Below are 15,864 nucleotides of genomic sequence, written 5' to 3'. Positions count from 1 at the left end.
CGTCATCCAGGATCTCATCCCCGGGAAATCCCTGGCTAACGATTTGTGCCCGGTGCCTCCCGGGGTCGGTGGCTTCACGTTCCGCTGCCCCGGCCTCCGCCGGCCGGCCGGCACGTAGCGCCGGGCGGGCGCGGTGCCAAGCCGGTCGGCGGATCCGTACGGGTGTCCTGTACGGCGGTCACCGCACGTCGACGAAGTCCTCCCGGCCCTCACCCACGAAGTGCTTGCTGTCGGGGTACAGGAAGACGGGCACCCAGGTGCCGTCCTGCTTGGCCGTGAAGCCCTTGCTGAAGGAGCCGTTCGTCGTCGTGGTGACCGTGGCCATCAGGTACCAGGTCGACGCCCCCTTGGGCCGGAAGAGGATCTGCACCTTCCTGCCGCCGTAGGCGTTCCAGCTGGTGGCGCCGACCTTGTGCTCCTGGAGCACACCCTTGACGGTGATCGTCCTGCCCTTGTACACGGGCTCGGGGGACGCGTTGGCGTCGTTGACCCGGGTGAGGGCGCGGTTGCGGCGCAGGCTGTTGCTGACGGTGCCCTTGATGTCCGCGGTGGTGGAGCCGGCGTAGCTCAGGCGCCAGTAGCCGTCGGTGTAGCCCGGCAGCCGCTGCGAGAAGTCATCACCGAAGACGACCTTCAGGGTCTTCTGGGTGGTCCAGCCCGTCTTGCCGTCGGCCGAGTACTGGATGGCGACGTTGGCCGAGTCGCGGCCGTCGCGGCCGGTCACGTCGAGGGTGCCGTTGACCGTCACCTCGGCGTACTTGTCCAGCGACGCCGTGAACGAGCTGAACTTCGTCGTCGCGGTGACCGCGACGGTGACGTCGGCGGTCGTGTGCAGGATGTAGGGGTTGAACGGTCGCGTCGGGATGGAGATCTCGTAGACGGTCTTGGCGCCGTACGGGGTCTTGTCGAAGGAGAAGCGGCCGTTCGCGTCGCTCGTCGTGTCGACGGGGCTGCAGGTGCTGCAGTCCTTGTAGTCGATCTCCACCGGGGTGCCGGCCAGCGGCTTCCACTCGCCGTCGTACTGGTACTGGAGCGTGCCGGCGACAGTGATCTTGTCGCCGGCGGTGACGTGGAAGGCGCTCTGGTCGAGGACGAACCGGGTCGGCGCGGCCTGCGGCGAGACCTGGACGACGTCAGCGCCGACGTGGCCGAGGTCGCCGGCGTATTCGGCGGAGGCCCAGCCGCCCGTCGTCTCGGCCGAGGCGGAGAAATGGCCGGCGTCGTCGGTGACGGTGGGCACGTCCTTGCCGCCGTTGTCGAACTCGGCGTCCACGGTGGTGCCGGCCAGCGGCACCGCCTCGTGGGTGCGCGGGTCGCGGAGGACCAGGTCGCCGGCGGCGGTGGCCGTCCTGTGCTCGATGTCCGGCTCGGTGGGCGTGACGGTGAAGTCGCTGAAGACGGGCTGCTGCGCGTAGTTCAGCGTGCCCGCGTCCTTCTGGACGGTGGTCTCGCCGGAGCTGTCCGTGACCTCGATGTCGACCGTGTACTTGCCGAGGTCGTCCAGCCGCAGGGGCTGGGAGGCCCAGACGCCGTCCCACGAGTAGATGTCGTACTTCTTCGTGAAGTCGGTGACGGTGGCCACCGGCGCGTCCGTGTCGCTGCTGCCGACCGGGCGGAGCGTCGCGATGATCTTGTCGATCCCGCCGCTGTAGTTGAGGCGTACGTCGAGCACGGACCAGTCGCCGGCGTCGCTGTACGCCTCCTTGACGGTAGGCCCCGCGGCATGGGCCGTACCCGGTATCGCGAGTGTGCCGACCAGGACGGCACCGGCCGTCACCAGCCCTCTGGCGATCTGTCTCAAGAACCCCCCTCGGGCTCTGTACGAGCAAGGGAGATCCCGTGAATGAGAATCCCTTGCCGGATTATGCAGGAGGGGGTTTCGGCACTCTGCCCAGGGCCTGGGGGGGCGGCATGCGAACGCCCCCTCCGGATGATCCCGGAGGGGGCGTATGCCCTGGTGAGGGCGGTTGTGGCTGGGGCCGGGGTCGAACCGGCGACCTATCGCTTTTCAGGCGATCGCTCGTACCAACTGAGCTACCCAGCCACGAGGTTTCCGAGGAAACCTCAGCGGTCCTGACGGGATTTGAACCCGCGGCCTCCACCTTGACAGGGTGGCGAGCACTCCAAACTGCTCCACAGGACCAAGCTGTTGCGTACGACAGTGTCGCACACGGTCTTACGTGCCCCCAACGGGATTCGAACCCGTGCTACCGCCTTGAAAGGGCGGCGTCCTAGGCCGCTAGACGATGAGGGCTATCGGCCCGCCTGGGCGCTTCTCAGCGCGTCGGGGACGTGAGAAGCATATGGGATGCCGGGAGGTATCGCCAAAACGGTTTACCGGGCCGAGGCGGGAGGTGTGGACGGGGAAGGTGTGGACGGGGCGGGGGAGGTCGGGGTGGACGGGGTAGGGGTGGCTCCTGGTTGGTTTTCCTTCGGGAGGTGGCGGGTGACCTCTGCCGTCGTCTCGCCCAGGCCGCCCAGCTTGATCGCGTCCCAGGCCTGGAGCCGGCGGGAGTCCCGGTCGAAGTAGAGGATCGAGGCCTCGATCGGGGCCGGGTACTTGTGCTCCAGTGCGCGCAGGCCGCTGCCGCCCGTCGAGCCCTCCATGCGCAGACGGGTGCCGTACTTCAGGATCTCGTCGCCCTCGTGGTGCAGGTGGCCGCAGAGGACCAGGGGCACCTCGCCGTCGACCTCGCGGGCCGCCGACGGTTCGTGGACCATGGCCACGTCGACCGGGGTGCCGGCGCTCTTCTGGTCGCGCAGGGCCGAGGCGAGGCGGTCGCCCGCGAGCTCCTCCGACGCGTCCGCTCCCAGTTCGTTCGAGCGGTCGGGGGTGAACTGTGGGTCGCCGATACCCGCGAAGCGCAGGCCCGCGACCGTCTCCGCCCGGCCGTCGTCCAGGACGTGCACGTTCTTCATGCGGGAGAGGTAGTGCTGGGTGGCCGCGGAGTCGTGGTTGCCGCGCACCCAGAGATAGGGCGCGCCCAGGTCCGCGACCGGGTCGAGGAAGCCGTTCTCCGCGGTCGTGCCGTGGTCCATCGTGTCGCCGGTGTCGACGATCACGTTCACCTTGTACTGGTCCACGAGCGACGCGATGATCTTCCAGCTCGCGGGGTTGAGGTGGATGTCCGAGACGTGCAGGACGCGGACCGTGGAGGGGTCCGGCTGGTAGGCGGGGAGGGTGGACGTGACGTCGTAGAGCTTCGTCACGTTGGTCACCAGGCGTGCCAACTCCTTCTGGTAGACGTCGAACTCGGTGACGATGCTGCGTGCGTTGCCGACCACGGAGGGTGCGGAGGACAGCAGGCCCGAGTACTTCGGTTCGAGGACGGACTCGGGGTTCCAGGTGGCGTACGCCGATGCTCCGGAGGCGGCGAGGAGGGCGAGGGCCGTGCCGCCGGCGGCCAGGGCCCGGCGGGGGCGGCGGTAGACGGCGAGGCCGAGGGCCGTCGCGCCGGAGACGACGGCGACGCAGGAGCGCACCGCCAGGTCGAGGGTGCCGTGCTCGACGTCGTGGGCGACCTCGTCCTGGAGTCCCGAGAGGCGTTCGGGGTGGTCGACCAGGGCCTGGGCGCGGACGGGGTCCAGCTGGTCGACATTGACGTCCAGGCGGAACGGTGCGTGGTGGCTGTTCAGCTCCAGGGCGCCCAGCGGCGAGATGTTGATCTTCGTGCCGCCGGTCACGGAGGGGCGCAGGGTCATCGTCGTGTTCATGGGACCGACCGGGACCCGCACGTTGCCGACGACCAGCAGTCCCAGCCAGGCGCCGAGCAGGACGACGGCGGCCAGGCCGAGGGCGCGGGTCCAGGGGTGCGGCTGGCGGACCAGTTCGAGCGCCGGGAGCGGACGGCGGGTGCGGTAGTGCCGGGCGAGGGTGCCTGGAGCCCTTCGTATCCGGTTCAGGACGGTCACGGCGACGGCGGGGACGCGGGCCATTGGTCCCGTATGCCCAAGTGCGGGCGTGGATATGCGGGTGGGCTCGTGACTCTCGTACGGACGTGCCGTACCTGTGGAGAGTTCGGCCGGGTGGGTGGGGAGATCAGCCCCAGCCGAGCTCGTGAAGCCGTTTGTCGTCGATCCCGAAGTGATGGGCGATCTCGTGGATCACGGTCACGGCGACCTCGTGCACCACGTCTTCGGTCGTCTCGCAGTAGCGCAGCGTGGGGCCCTTGTAGATCGAGATGCGGTCGGGCAGCACGCCTGCGTACCACTCGCCGCGGTCCGTGAGCGGGGTGCCCTCGTACAGGCCCAGCAGCTCGGGGTCGTCGGCTGGAGGCTCGTCCTCGACGAACACGGCGACGTTGTCCATGACCCTGGCGAGCTCCGGCGGGATCCTGTCCAGCGCCTGGCTCACGAGTTCCTCGAAAGATTCGCGTGTCATCTCCAGCACACAGCCATTGTCAGGGACGAAGCGTCTGTGGCGGAGGCACGGACGGCCCCTGTCTGTCGCCGGGCGCGGCGCAGCCGCTCACCGGCCGGCCTGCGGGCGAACGCCGGCAGTCGGGCCGTCCGGCCCATGGCTGCGACGTCACCCACTCGCGTGTCCTCTTGCGGGCGGCGGGAGTTGGGCATGTTGACTCCTTCCCTCGCCTCGGAGGTGGCTTTCCGTGCGCCCCTTGTACGTACCCGTCCGTCTGGCCGCCACGGTCATGGCCGTCGCCGCTGCCGCCGGCTGCATGAGCGTGGGCGAGGACGGCGGGGGAGGGAGCGCGAAGCCGTCGCATTCGGCGGGGCAGCGGGGTGGTGAGGCGCCCGACGGGGGATCGGCGGTGTCCGGGCGGGGCGGTGGGGGCGGTGTCGCCGCCGACGGCAAGCACGGGGACGGCAAACGGGAGAAGGAGGCGGGCGGGGAGTCGGCGTCGCCCTCGGCCTCGCCGTCCGCGGGGGCCTCCCAGTCCGCTCCGGCGTCCGGCAGGCCGGCGAAGCCGGGGGTTCCCGCGCCGACCAGGGCGTCGCCGACCCCGTCCCATACGTCCGAGCCGCAGCCGACGCCGAGCGAGCAGCCGACGTCCGCCTCGCCGGAGCCGACGGTCGCCGAGCCGTCGTCGTCGGCGCACGAGGAGACGGCGCCGCAGCTGGCGGAGCGGGAGCCGGCGCCGACCGCGGGGTCACCGGCGTAGAAGGGTCCGGGCGCGCAGGGGAGTTGGGGCGGGGAGAGGCCCGGCGCCGTCGGGTGTGACGTACGTCTATGAGACCTGGTTTGCCTTCGGGGGTGGTGGGTGCGTATGGTGGTAGATCGTTTGATCCCATTGCCCGGCGCCAACGCAGAGCGCGCCGTGTGGCGCGTTCTCTCCCTTGCCGTGGCTGACCGCATAGAGGCGGTCGTATTGCGAAACACGGAGTTGACGGGCGCGTGCCGACGAGACTCCGGAAGGTTTCGCTTACGCATGTCCATTTCCAGTACTGATCACGTCGTCGTGCCCGAGAACGAGGGCACTGAGGGTGCGGCGGACGCTCCCGAGACCACCGAGGCCACCTTCGCGGACCTCGGTCTCCCCGAGGGCGTGGTGCGCAAGCTCGCCCAGAACGGCGTGACCACCCCCTTCCCGATCCAGGCCGCGACCATCCCGGACGCCCTGGCCGGCAAGGACATCCTCGGCCGTGGCCGCACCGGCTCCGGCAAGACCCTCTCCTTCGGCCTGCCGACGATGGCCCGCCTCGCCGGCGGCCGCACCGAGAAGCACAAGCCGCGCGCCGTCATCCTCACCCCGACCCGTGAGCTCGCGATGCAGGTCGCGGACGCCCTCCAGCCGTACGGCGACGTCCTCGGCCTCAAGATGAAGGTCGTCTGCGGCGGAACCTCGATGGGCAACCAGATCTACGCCCTGGAGCGCGGCGTCGACATCCTCGTCGCCACCCCGGGCCGGCTGCGCGACATCATCAACCGCGGCGCCTGCTCCCTGGAGAACGTCGAGGTCGCCGTCCTCGACGAGGCCGACCAGATGTCCGACCTGGGCTTCCTGCCCGAGGTCACCGAGCTGCTCGACCAGATCCCGGCCGGCGGCCAGCGGATGCTGTTCTCGGCCACGATGGAGAACGAGATCTCCACGCTGGTCAAGCGTTACCTGAGCAACCCGGTCACGCACGAGGTCGACAGCGCCCAGGGCAACGTCACGACCATGTCGCACCACATTCTGATCGTGAAGCCCAAGGACAAGGCGCCGGTCACCGCCGCGATCGCCTCCCGCAAGGGCCGCACGATCATCTTCGTCCGCACGCAGCTGGGCGCGGACCGCATCGCCGAGCAGCTGCGCGACTCCGGTGTGAAGGCCGACGCGCTGCACGGCGGCATGACCCAGGGCGCGCGCACCCGCACGCTGGCCGACTTCAAGGACGGCTACGTCAACGCGCTCGTCGCGACCGACGTCGCCGCCCGCGGTATCCACGTCGACGGCATCGACCTGGTCCTGAACGTGGACCCGGCCGGCGACCACAAGGACTACCTGCACCGCGCCGGCCGCACGGCCCGTGCCGGTCGTACGGGAACGGTCGTCTCCCTCTCCCTGCCGCACCAGCGCCGCCAGATCTTCCGCCTGATGGAGGACGCGGGCGTCGACGCCGGGCGTCACATCATCAACTCCGGTACGGCCTTCGAGCCCGAGGTCGCCGACATCACCGGCGCCCGTTCGATGACCGAGGTCCAGTCCGAGTCCGCGGCCAACGCGGCGCAGCAGGCCGAGCGTGAGGTCTCCCAGCTCACCAAGGAGCTGGAGCGGGCGCAGCGCCGCGCGACCGAGCTGCGCGAGGAGGCCGACCGTTTGGTCGCCCGCGCCGCCCGTGAGCGGGGCGACGACCCGGAGGCCGCGGTCGCCGAGGCCGCCGCCGTCGTGGAGGCCGCGGCCGAGCAGGCCGCCGCCGAGGCGCCGGCACGTGAGGTGTCCTCCTCCTACGAGCGCCCGCGTCAGCAGCGTGACGAGCGGGGCAACTACGAGCGCCGTGACCGTCGTGACGACCGTCCGTCGGGTGGCTTCCGCCGCGACGACCGCGGGGGCAACGACCGTGGTGGCCGTTCCTTCGACCGTCGTGACGAGCGTCCGTCCGGTGGCTTCCGCCGCGACGACCGCGGGGGCAACGACCGTGGTGGCCGTTCCTTCGACCGCCGTGACGACCGTCCGTCGGGTGGCTTCCGTCGGGACAACGACCGCCGGGACAACGACCGTGGCGGCTTCCGCCGCGACGACCGTCCGTCCGGCGGCTTCAACAACGACCGTCGTGACGGCGACCGTGGTGGCCGTTCCTTCGACCGCCGTGACGACCGCCCCTCGGGTGGCTTCCGTCGGGACAACGACCGCCGGGACAACGACCGTGGCGGCTTCCGCCGCGACGACCGTCCCGCCACCGGTCACCGGGGCAGCGACCGCCCGTTCAACCGTGACCGCCAGGGCGACCGCCCCGGCTTCCGCGCCGGCGGCCACGACCGCCCGGGTCACCGCGGCACGGGTACCGGCACCGGTTCCTTCGGCCGCCGCGACGACAAGCCGCGCTGGAAGCGCAACGGCTGACGTCGAGTGAAGTGAGCAAGGGCCCGTACGACTTCGGTCGTACGGGCCCTTCGCCGTTCCGTGGTGACGACAACTTTTGGCCAAAGCACCTACCGTGTGGCGCATGTCACGCCCTTGCCGAGGGAATCGCTGGGGGCATGACAGATGACGCCATAGCGAGTGGGCAGTCGGGCCTATCCGACGAAGAACGGCTCGCCCAGCTCGGCTATACGCAGGTCCTGGCCCGCCGCATGTCGGCGTTCTCCAACTACGCGGTCTCCTTCACGATCATCTCGGTCCTGTCGGGATGTCTGACGCTGTATCTGTTCGGCATGAACACCGGTGGCCCGGCGGTGATCACCTGGGGCTGGGTGGCCGTAGGTCTGATGACCCTCTTCGTCGGCCTGTCCATGGCCGAGATCTGTTCGGCGTACCCGACGTCGGCGGGCCTGTACTTCTGGGCGTACCGGCTCGCGCCACCGCGTTCGGCCGCGGCCTGGGCATGGTTCACCGGCTGGTTCAACGTGCTGGGCCAGGTGGCGGTGACCGCGGGCATCGACTTCGGGGCGGCGTCCTTCCTGGGCGCGTACCTGAACCTGCAGCTCGGCTTCGAGGTGACTCCCGGCCGCACGATCCTGCTCTTCGCGGCGATCCTTCTCCTGCACGGCCTGCTGAACACGTTCGGGGTGCGGATCGTCGCCCTGCTCAACAGCGTGAGCGTGTGGTGGCACGTGCTGGGCGTGGGGGTGATCGTCGGCGCGCTGGCCTTCGTACCGGACCACCACCAGTCGGCGTCCTTCGTGTTCACGAAGTTCGTGAACAACACGGGCTGGGGCAGCGGGGTGTACGTCGTGCTCCTGGGCCTGCTCATGGCGCAGTACACCTTCACCGGCTACGACGCCTCCGCGCACATGACGGAGGAGACGCACGACGCCTCCACGGCCGGTCCGAAGGGCATCGTCCGGTCCATCTGGACGTCGTGGATAGCCGGTTTCGTGCTGCTGCTCGGCTTCACCTTCGCGATCCAGTCGTACGACAAGGAGCTCGCCTCCCCGACCGGCGCGCCGCCGGCGCAGATCCTGCTGGACGCGCTCGGCGCGACCGCGGGCAAGCTGCTGCTGTTGGTGGTGATCGGGGCGCAGCTGTTCTGCGGAATGGCGTCGGTGACCGCCAACAGCCGCATGATCTACGCCTTTTCGCGCGACGGCGCACTGCCGTTCTCGCACGTGTGGCACACCGTGAGCCCGCGGACGCGGACGCCGGTGGCGGCGGTGTGGCTGGCGGCGGCCGCGGCGCTGGTGCTGGGTCTGCCGTACCTGATCAACTACACCGCCTATGCGGCCGTGACGTCCGTCGCCGTGATCGGCCTCTACATCGCGTACGTCATCCCGACGCTGCTGCGGCTCGTGAAGGGTGAGGCGTTCGAGCGCGGGCCGTGGCACCTGGGCCGTTGGTCACGGCCGATCGGCATCGTCTCGGTGACGTGGGTGGGCGTCATCACGGTCCTCTTCATGCTGCCCCAGGTCTCACCGGTCACCTGGGAGAGCTTCAACTACGCCCCGGTCGCCGTCCTGGCCGTGCTGGGCTTCGCGGCGGTGTGGTGGCTGGCGTCGGCCCGGCACTGGTTCCTCAACCCGGACCACCGACGCACGCCGGCCCACGGGGCGTCCCCGGCGGTGGCCTCCGGAGGCGCCCCCGACAAGACCGATTCCTGACACTCCGGCAGGAACTTCCCCCGCGGCGCGGCCGCGTCCTCGATACCCGATCGGAGACGCGGCCGTGTCCGGCTATGCTCGGGGGAGCAACATCGCCAAGGGCCCTTAGCTCAATTGGCAGAGCAGTGGACTTTTAATCCATTGGTTGTGGGTTCGAGTCCCACAGGGCCTACGGGTTGCGGGGGAGGGAAACGCCCTCTGACCTGCTACGCAGCGCCTGAGTCGACTTCGGTCGGGTCGGGCGCTGCTTCGTTTTCAAGCCATTGCGTGAGCGATGCGTGAGCGGATGCGAGACCCGGCGCCGGCGGCTCGATGTGGTCGTAGCGGCACCGGGCCACGACTGTCGGCGGAGAGAAGACGCTCAAGGCCCTGGCGGCGGAGGCCCCGGCGAACGCACCTGCTTCATGTCGTCTTCAAGCAGCGTCCAGACCTCAATCAGGTCCTCCGGCTCCCAGTCCTGACGCACCCGTACTCCTCCACCCCGCCCGAGATCACTCGTTCAGCCCGACGAGGCGCCCAGCGAGGGGAACGACAACCACAGCGGTCACACAGCGCTACATGTCGGTTCGCCGTAGCTATACGAGAACAGGGCCTCCTTGATCCGTTCGGTCAGCTCGACGTCGAGGCGCTGCCGTGCTCCGTCGACAGCTCCGGCTCCGTCCGGCTGGTGTACGGATACCGCTCGGGGTTCCCGCTGAACAGCAAGGACAGCGGGGCGGGCGGCGGGCGGCAGCGGGCTGCAGCGGTCGGCGCGGGGTTCGCCTGAAGGGCTGCGATATGTGACGGCACGTCAGTCGGCGCGGGCCGGAGTCCGCGTGGCGGCGCCGGGCAGGCGGCGGCTCCACCACGCACCGCTTCGGCCGCGGCGGGGACGCTTCTGTCACAGCCGTACGTCAATTGTTCGGCGGCCACGCTGTGATGCGGTCGCCGAACCGTTGCCGGACCACCGAGACACACGGCCGGTCTTCTTGGGCTCGGCCGGGGCGCACCCGCCCCGGCCGGAATCCGACACCATCCCAAGGAGGCCACGATGTCCTCGACCGAGGCCTTGGGGACCCCGCGCGAGAAGCGCTCCCTGTCGTCCCGGCTGCGGGCCCACGCCCGCAAGGCCGTGATCCCGGCCATGCTGCTCAGCATCACCGTCGGCGGACTCGGCCTGTCCACCACCGCGCACGCCGCCGATGCCCCCCCAGTGCCCCCCTAACAACGGGGCGGGCACCTGCCCAGGGCCCGACGAGGGCAAGGTGCCGGTCTCGGGCGACGCAGATCACCCCGGAAGGCTGACTCAGGGAAAGGCGCAGGACAGGACCCTGAAGCTCTGGCAGGGCCTCCACTTTCCGGACTGGCACAACGTCGGCGACCGTGACGACGCCTTTCAGGTCAACGGTTGGACCTACCAGTTCGGTGCCCAGCACAGTGAGTGGGTCGAGACGGGCGGTCGGTACTGGGACAACGGCGGCTCTCTCCGGGACCGGATGAACGGGGGCGGTGCGGGCCCGTCGTCGCGGAACTACGCGGGAACGTTCCAGGAGTACGTCGCGCACTCCTTCGACCACGACCCCCGCGGGGAGGGCGAGAGGACGGGCAAGGACCGGTTCGTGCGTGCGATCAGCACCGGTGACACGTGGATCACATGGGGCCACTACAAGAGCTTCACCTACCTCGGCACGTACTGGTGGTAGGCCACAGGGCCGGCAGGAACCCCCGGTACCTCGGCCGCTGGTAGTCCTCAGGCGCGCCCGCCCGGCAGACCCCGGCGGGCGCGCCTGCGCTCCCACCCCCCAGGCCCGGAAGAACGACATGAAGACCACCGCGCACTGCATCCGCCCCCTGCGCGACTACAGCAACTGGTTCTACTGGGGCCGGCAGTTCTGCGTGAGCGGGGCGACGACCTACAACCACTGCGGCCATCCGGTCTCGTACTCCACCTACGGGTCCTGCTACATATGGCACGGCGCCACGTACTGCGTCGACCCGGCTGACCAGTTCCTCATAGACCGAGGCGGCAACAACGGCTGCAGGTGCGGGCTGTTCACGGCGCCAGGTGACTCGGGTGCGCCCGTCTTTGAACCAGGGTACAGAGGAGACGACGCGATAATCGGGGGCATGCACCGCGGCGCCGTCTGGAACTACCACGGCGAGGATCGCATGTTGAACGTCAAGGTGAATTCGATCCTCAACAGCGCGAATGCCGACATCGTGAAGGGCGACTCCTGAGGCGTCGAGAAGGCCTCGGAGCACGGCCAGGCATCATCGCCCACGCCCCGTCGGCCCTTCGTTCCGGCCGTCGGCCCGGTGACCCTGTCCGGCAGTCCTCCTGACGTGGCACATCAGCCTCGCCGGCTCCGTGCTTCGTGACCGGCGGTGTGGACGCCGCAGGTCCGGGTACCGCCCATCGAGGGCGGCACCCGGGCTCGCACTCGCCTCCACGAGCGACGCCGTGCCCTGCCGACCCCTAGCGCCCCGCAGCCGACGCGACCGCCCTCCCCCACCCACCGGCCCCCTCACCGGGCCGCGTTGACATCTCGGACCGCCGACCACAGGCGCCACCCACAAAACCGGAGTTCGCGACCATGAACCACTCAGACAACCGGACCACCGCCCTGTCGGCCGCCCCCATGGACCACGGTTCCGACCGCAGCGGCCATATCGGCATCAGAATCGGCGGATGGCTGGCCTCCAGCACGCCCTACATGGCCCCCCTCGCCGCGGTCGGTGGTCTGCTGACCGTCCTCGCCTTCGCCATCAATGGCCCTGGCATCACCGCGACGATGTCCACCGTCCTGAACGACGGCTCCTGGACCCAGCCCGACACCTGGGCCGCCCTGCTGCTGCAGACCGGTGCCACCGCGCTGGGTATCTTCGCACCGGTCGTCGCCGGGTATGTCGCCTACGGCATGGCCGGCGTGAGTGCCCGAAGCGCGGTGAGCCGGAACGCGCTCCAGGATGACGGCCGTTGCGACGTGGCCGGGCCCGTCGAGGGGCTGGCCCCCGGCCCGTGAGACGGGTCTTCGCGCCCTGAGCAGTAGGTTGAGTGGATGTCCACGTCGCCGTTGATTCTTTTGCTGTCGGGGAGCATGCGGGTCGGCTCCACCAACGAGGCCGTGTTGCGCGCCGCGCAGGCCGTGGCGCCGTCGCTGCCGGTGGAGGCCGTCCTGTACGACGGTCTGGCGGGCCTTCCGCACTTCAATCCCGATGACGACGCCGACCCGCTGCCGGCTCCCGTGGTCGCGCTGCGGGCGTTGATCGAGAGGGCGGCCGGGATCCTGGTCTGCGCTCCGGAGTACGCGGGGACCCTGCCGGGGTCGTTCAAGAACCTGCTCGACTGGACGGTCGGCGGCACCGAGATCTGCGACAAGCCGGTCGCCTGGGTGAACGCGGCCGCGCCCGGGCGGGGGCAGGGCGCCGAGGCCACGCTGCGGACGGTGCTCGGCTACACCGGTGCCGACATCGTGGAGCCGGCCTGTGTGCGGATTTCGGTCGGCCGGGAGGCGATCGGCGCGGACGGGACCGTCACCGATCCCGGCGCCCGCCGCCAACTCGCCGAGGTGCTCGGGCTGTTGGCGGGCCGGGCCCGTGGGACGGTTGGGGCGGACGGGGCGGACGGGGCGAATGGGTCGGACAGGGCGGGCGCGGCGTGACTTCTGCCGTACGGTCAGGTGAGGGCCGTCAGGGGGAGGAGCCCACCGTCAGCACCTGACCTGCACCGAAGGTGCAGTCGGCCACACCGCGGCGCGGGCCCCGGTTCACCTGAAGGTTGTCCCGCAACGGCTCGACGGCACGCTCACAGCTTCCCGGCGCACTCGGACCGATGAGTTTCTCGGCGACCTCAGGTCATCACCAAGGCAGTACGCAAGACCTATCCGAGAGCATGACGGGTCGGCTGGATGGCGCTGGCTTACCGGTGCCCGTGGCTGAATATGCCGTGCGCTCCTGGCGGCCCGTGGTGAAGCACATTTCGTCTGACCCCACACTTCAACACCGCACAGCGGCTCGCAGACATCACCGCGGCCCAGATCAACCCACACGCTTGTCAGCCGTCGCCGTCAGCCGGCGTTGAGCTCCGTCAGTTCGCCCAGCGGCAGCGTGTGCTGGGTCTGGAGGACCTTCGCGCGCAGGTAGCGGACGTTGTGGGCGGTGGTGAAGACGCCCGTGGGGACGCGCTCGTGCACGTCGATGCCCAGGTCGCGGAGCTGACCGGCCTTGTCGGGGTTGTTGGACAGCAGGTCGAGGGTGTCGATGCCGAGGGCTTGGAGCATCTGCGCGGCCGCCGTGTAGTCGCGGTCGTCCTCGGGCAGGCCGAGGGCCGCGTTCGCCTCGTACGTGTCCAGGCCCTGGTCCTGCAGCGCGTACGCGTCCAGCTTGTTGTAGAGGCCGATGCCACGGCCCTCCTGGCGCAGGTAGAGCAGCACGCCGCCGCGGGCCGCGATCCGCTCGACCGCCTCGCGCAGCTGCGGGCCGCAGTCGCAGCGGGCCGAGCCGAAGACGTCGCCGGTCAGGCACTCGGAGTGCAGCCGGACCAGAGGCGTTGTACCGGGGGCCGGGTCGCCGAGCACGACGGCCACGTGTTCCTGTCCGTCGGTCAGGCCGTGGAAGGTGACCAGTTCGGCGTCGACGCTGTAGCCGTCCTGGAAGCGTAGCGGTACCCGGACGCGGGAGCGCGGGCTGGCGGCGGGGAAGTCGGGCATGCGGGTTCTCCCGGGTCCGGTGGACGTCTGCTTGAGCAGTCCTGCTGGTCGGTCCTGCGTTGTCAGGCCTGCTTCGGCAGCGCTGCTTCAGATTTGAAGCAGATCTACGATCCCGGACACTACCCCATGCTTTAAATTTGAAGCAACCCGTTTACGGGGACTGCGTCACGAACAGGGCGGCGACGACCGCCGCCGCCACGGCACCTCGTCGGGCGTGGGCCGGCTTCCCCCCTCGTCGAGGGCCCGCGCGATCCCCGAGAAGATCTCCTCCACCTGCTCCACCTGTTCCTCGGTGAGATGCTCGAACAGCGAGGCGCGCACGGTCTCGACATGGCCGGGCGCCGTGCGTTCCAGTACCGCCATGCCCTCGTCGGTGAGCGCGGCGATGCTCCCCCGCTTGTCCCACTTGCAGTTCTCGCGCCGGATCAGACCGTCCTTCTCCAGCCGGGACACGGCGTACGTCAGCCGGCTTCGGGTGATCTTCGTCCGCTCGGCGAGATCGGTCATCCGCAGCCGCCGCTCGGGCACCTCGGAGAGATTGGCCAGGATGGAGTAATACAGGTGCGGCATGCCGGCGTCCTGCTGGAGCTGCCGGTCGATCGCGTCCTCCAGGAGGTGCGCCGCGGCGATGTACGCGCGCCAGGCGCGCTGCTCCTTGGAGGTGAGCCAGCGAGTCGTCATGCCCCCAGTGTAGGTTTGTTTCAAACTTGAACCAAGCCCCGCCCGTCCGAGCCCGGTCCGACCGTCCGAGCCCGCCCCGCCCGCCGCCGAGAGTGAGCGCGTCCGATGCCGTACCCCTACGTCCTGCTGTCCGCCGCCGTCTCCCTCGACGGCTACCTCGACGACACCGGCCCCGAACGCCTCCTGCTCTCCTCCCCGGCCGACTTCGACCGCGTGGACGAGGTGCGGGCGTCCGTCGACGCGATCCTCGTCGGCGCCGGCACGATCCGCGCCGACAACCCGCGGCTGCTGGTCAACTCGCCCGAGCGCCGGGCCGCCCGGGTCGCGGCGGGGAGGCCGGAGTACCCCCTCAAGGTCACCGTCAGCGGCTCCGGCGACCTGGACCCGGACGCGAAGTTCTGGCACACGGGCGGCGAAAAGCTCGTCTTCACGACCGACAAGGGCGCCGAGCGGGCCCGCTCACTCGGCCTCGCCGCCGACGTCGCTCCGCTCGGCCCCGACCTCGACTGGCGGCGGCTGCTGGAGCATCTGCACGACGTGCGCGGCGTACGGCGCCTGATGGTCGAGGGCGGCGGCACGATCCACACCCAGCTCCTCCAGCAGGGCCTCGCCGACGAACTCCAGCTCGTGCTCGCCCCCCTCTTCGTGGGCGACCCGGACGCGCCCCGCCTCTTCGGCCCCGGCGCCTACCAGGGCGGCCGCCTGCGCCTGACGGAGGCCCGGCGGATCGAGGACGTCGTCCTCATGCGCTACGAGCCCACGGCCCCCGGCACCGGCGCGCTCCCCGCCGCCGCCGACCGCCGCTGGCTGGCCCTCGCCTGCGAGCTGGCGGCGCAGTGCCCGCCCTCCCGCACGGCCTTCAGCGTGGGTGCGGTGATCGTCGCCGCCGACGGTACGGAGCTCGCCCGCGGTCACTCGCGCGAGGGCGGCGACCCGGCCGTGCACGCCGAGGAGGCGGCCCTGGCCAAGCTCGACCCGGCGGATCCGAGGCTCGCGGCGGCGACGGTGTACAGCAGCCTGGAGCCCTGCGCCCACCGCGCCTCCCGGCCCAGGCCGTGCGCACGACTGATCCTCGACGCGGGGGTACGGCGGGTGGTCACGGCGTGGCGGGAGCCGGACACGTTCGTCACGGAGGCGGACGGCAGCGGGCTGCTGGCATCGCGGGGCGTCGACGTCGTCGTACTGCCGGAGTACGAGGAGCAGGCCAAGGCGCCGAACCGGCATCTGCCGGGGTCGTGACCCGCGGTGGTGACCGTGGTCCTGAGCACCCCACGGATGGCGTATGCTGGTTACACAACG

The 15,864-nt window shown here is 70.2% G+C and carries 14 protein-coding genes and 4 tRNA genes; 10 read left to right on the top strand and 8 right to left on the bottom strand.

Annotated elements, in window-relative coordinates:
• Window positions 1-178: 178 nt before the first annotated feature.
• The 6 genes from ACYUED_RS20435 to ACYUED_RS20410 form a co-directional block, all read right to left on the bottom strand.
• Complete coding sequence (locus ACYUED_RS20435) at window positions 179-1,801, bottom strand: hypothetical protein (RefSeq protein ID WP_491293716.1); 1,623 nt, start codon at window positions 1,799-1,801, stop codon at window positions 179-181.
• Window positions 1,802-1,970: 169 nt separating this feature from the next.
• A tRNA-Phe gene (locus ACYUED_RS20430) sits at window positions 1,971-2,044 on the bottom strand.
• Between the two features lie 24 nt (window positions 2,045-2,068).
• A tRNA-Asp gene (locus tag ACYUED_RS20425) sits at window positions 2,069-2,143 on the bottom strand.
• 38 nt (window positions 2,144-2,181) lie between these two features.
• Window positions 2,182-2,254, bottom strand: a tRNA-Glu gene (locus tag ACYUED_RS20420).
• Window positions 2,255-2,334: 80 nt separating this feature from the next.
• Window positions 2,335-3,936, bottom strand: a complete 1,602-nt coding sequence (locus tag ACYUED_RS20415) for a metallophosphoesterase family protein (RefSeq protein ID WP_491293715.1) — start codon at window positions 3,934-3,936, stop codon at window positions 2,335-2,337.
• A 103-nt stretch (window positions 3,937-4,039) separates the two neighbouring features.
• Window positions 4,040-4,390 carry a metallopeptidase family protein gene (locus tag ACYUED_RS20410; RefSeq protein WP_491293714.1) on the bottom strand — a complete coding sequence of 117 codons (351 nt, stop codon included), beginning with the start codon at window positions 4,388-4,390 and terminating at the stop codon, window positions 4,040-4,042.
• Window positions 4,391-4,607: 217 nt separating this feature from the next.
• Between ACYUED_RS20410 and ACYUED_RS20405 the strand changes: the two genes are divergently transcribed.
• The 9 genes from ACYUED_RS20405 (at window position 4,608) to ACYUED_RS20365 (ending at window position 12,837) form a co-directional block, all read left to right on the top strand.
• Window positions 4,608-5,120, top strand: coding sequence for a hypothetical protein (locus ACYUED_RS20405; protein ID WP_491293713.1), 513 nt, complete (start codon window positions 4,608-4,610; stop codon window positions 5,118-5,120).
• Between the two features lie 267 nt (window positions 5,121-5,387).
• A complete protein-coding gene (locus ACYUED_RS20400; protein WP_491293712.1) occupies window positions 5,388-7,502 on the top strand; it encodes a DEAD/DEAH box helicase in 2,115 nt (704 codons plus the stop codon).
• 137 nt (window positions 7,503-7,639) lie between these two features.
• Window positions 7,640-9,196 carry an amino acid permease gene (locus ACYUED_RS20395; RefSeq protein ID WP_491293711.1) on the top strand — a complete coding sequence of 519 codons (1,557 nt, stop codon included), beginning with the start codon at window positions 7,640-7,642 and terminating at the stop codon, window positions 9,194-9,196.
• A gap of 99 nt (window positions 9,197-9,295) precedes the next feature.
• A tRNA-Lys gene (locus ACYUED_RS20390) sits at window positions 9,296-9,368 on the top strand.
• A gap of 858 nt (window positions 9,369-10,226) precedes the next feature.
• Window positions 10,227-10,400: a hypothetical protein gene (locus tag ACYUED_RS20385; RefSeq protein WP_491293710.1), complete on the top strand. Its 174-nt coding sequence runs from the start codon at window positions 10,227-10,229 to the stop codon at window positions 10,398-10,400.
• Between the two features lie 40 nt (window positions 10,401-10,440).
• Window positions 10,441-10,878 (top strand): hypothetical protein, encoded by a 438-nt coding sequence (locus tag ACYUED_RS20380; RefSeq protein WP_491293709.1) that lies wholly within the window; start codon window positions 10,441-10,443, stop codon window positions 10,876-10,878.
• A gap of 118 nt (window positions 10,879-10,996) precedes the next feature.
• Entirely contained in the window at window positions 10,997-11,413 is a 417-nt protein-coding gene (locus tag ACYUED_RS20375; RefSeq protein WP_491293708.1) for a hypothetical protein, read from the top strand.
• A gap of 356 nt (window positions 11,414-11,769) precedes the next feature.
• Window positions 11,770-12,198 carry a hypothetical protein gene (locus ACYUED_RS20370; RefSeq protein WP_491293707.1) on the top strand — a complete coding sequence of 143 codons (429 nt, stop codon included), beginning with the start codon at window positions 11,770-11,772 and terminating at the stop codon, window positions 12,196-12,198.
• A gap of 36 nt (window positions 12,199-12,234) precedes the next feature.
• Window positions 12,235-12,837: an NADPH-dependent FMN reductase gene (locus tag ACYUED_RS20365; RefSeq protein ID WP_491293706.1), complete on the top strand. Its 603-nt coding sequence runs from the start codon at window positions 12,235-12,237 to the stop codon at window positions 12,835-12,837.
• Window positions 12,838-13,242: 405 nt separating this feature from the next.
• Here the strand turns inward: ACYUED_RS20365 and ACYUED_RS20360 are convergent, their stop codons facing one another.
• Window positions 13,243-13,884, bottom strand: a complete 642-nt coding sequence (locus tag ACYUED_RS20360) for a GTP cyclohydrolase II (RefSeq protein WP_491293705.1) — start codon at window positions 13,882-13,884, stop codon at window positions 13,243-13,245.
• Between the two features lie 165 nt (window positions 13,885-14,049).
• On the bottom strand, window positions 14,050-14,565 hold the full coding sequence (locus ACYUED_RS20355; protein WP_491293704.1) for a MarR family winged helix-turn-helix transcriptional regulator: 516 nt from the start codon (window positions 14,563-14,565) through the stop codon (window positions 14,050-14,052).
• Between the two features lie 105 nt (window positions 14,566-14,670).
• On the opposite strand from ACYUED_RS20355, the gene ACYUED_RS20350 reads away from it, so the two are divergent.
• The gene (locus ACYUED_RS20350; protein ID WP_491293703.1) at window positions 14,671-15,804 is read left to right on the top strand and encodes a dihydrofolate reductase family protein; all 1,134 of its coding nucleotides are present in this window, start codon (window positions 14,671-14,673) and stop codon (window positions 15,802-15,804) included.
• Window positions 15,805-15,864: the final 60 nt, after the last annotated feature.

It is taken from the genome of Streptomyces sp. DF42, from assembly GCF_058267695.1.
Note: the sequence above shows the minus strand (reverse complement) of the source record. Positions and strands in the feature narration are given on the sequence as shown.

What these genes read in the sequence shown, in the direction of transcription:
- ACYUED_RS20415 (WP_491293715.1), bottom strand. Translation starts at nt 3,936, where the DNA reads ATGGCCCGCGTCCCCGCCGTCGCCGTGACCGTCCTGAACCGGATACGA.
- ACYUED_RS20400 (WP_491293712.1), top strand. Translation starts at nt 5,388, where the DNA reads ATGTCCATTTCCAGTACTGATCACGTCGTCGTGCCCGAGAACGAGGGC.
- ACYUED_RS20395 (WP_491293711.1), top strand. Translation starts at nt 7,640, where the DNA reads ATGACAGATGACGCCATAGCGAGTGGGCAGTCGGGCCTATCCGACGAA.
- ACYUED_RS20385 (WP_491293710.1), top strand. Translation starts at nt 10,227, where the DNA reads ATGTCCTCGACCGAGGCCTTGGGGACCCCGCGCGAGAAGCGCTCCCTG.
- ACYUED_RS20375 (WP_491293708.1), top strand. Translation starts at nt 10,997, where the DNA reads ATGAAGACCACCGCGCACTGCATCCGCCCCCTGCGCGACTACAGCAAC.
- ACYUED_RS20370 (WP_491293707.1), top strand. Translation starts at nt 11,770, where the DNA reads ATGAACCACTCAGACAACCGGACCACCGCCCTGTCGGCCGCCCCCATG.
- ACYUED_RS20365 (WP_491293706.1), top strand. Translation starts at nt 12,235, where the DNA reads ATGTCCACGTCGCCGTTGATTCTTTTGCTGTCGGGGAGCATGCGGGTC.
- ACYUED_RS20360 (WP_491293705.1), bottom strand. Translation starts at nt 13,884, where the DNA reads ATGCCCGACTTCCCCGCCGCCAGCCCGCGCTCCCGCGTCCGGGTACCG.
- ACYUED_RS20355 (WP_491293704.1), bottom strand. Translation starts at nt 14,565, where the DNA reads ATGACGACTCGCTGGCTCACCTCCAAGGAGCAGCGCGCCTGGCGCGCG.
- ACYUED_RS20350 (WP_491293703.1), top strand. Translation starts at nt 14,671, where the DNA reads ATGCCGTACCCCTACGTCCTGCTGTCCGCCGCCGTCTCCCTCGACGGC.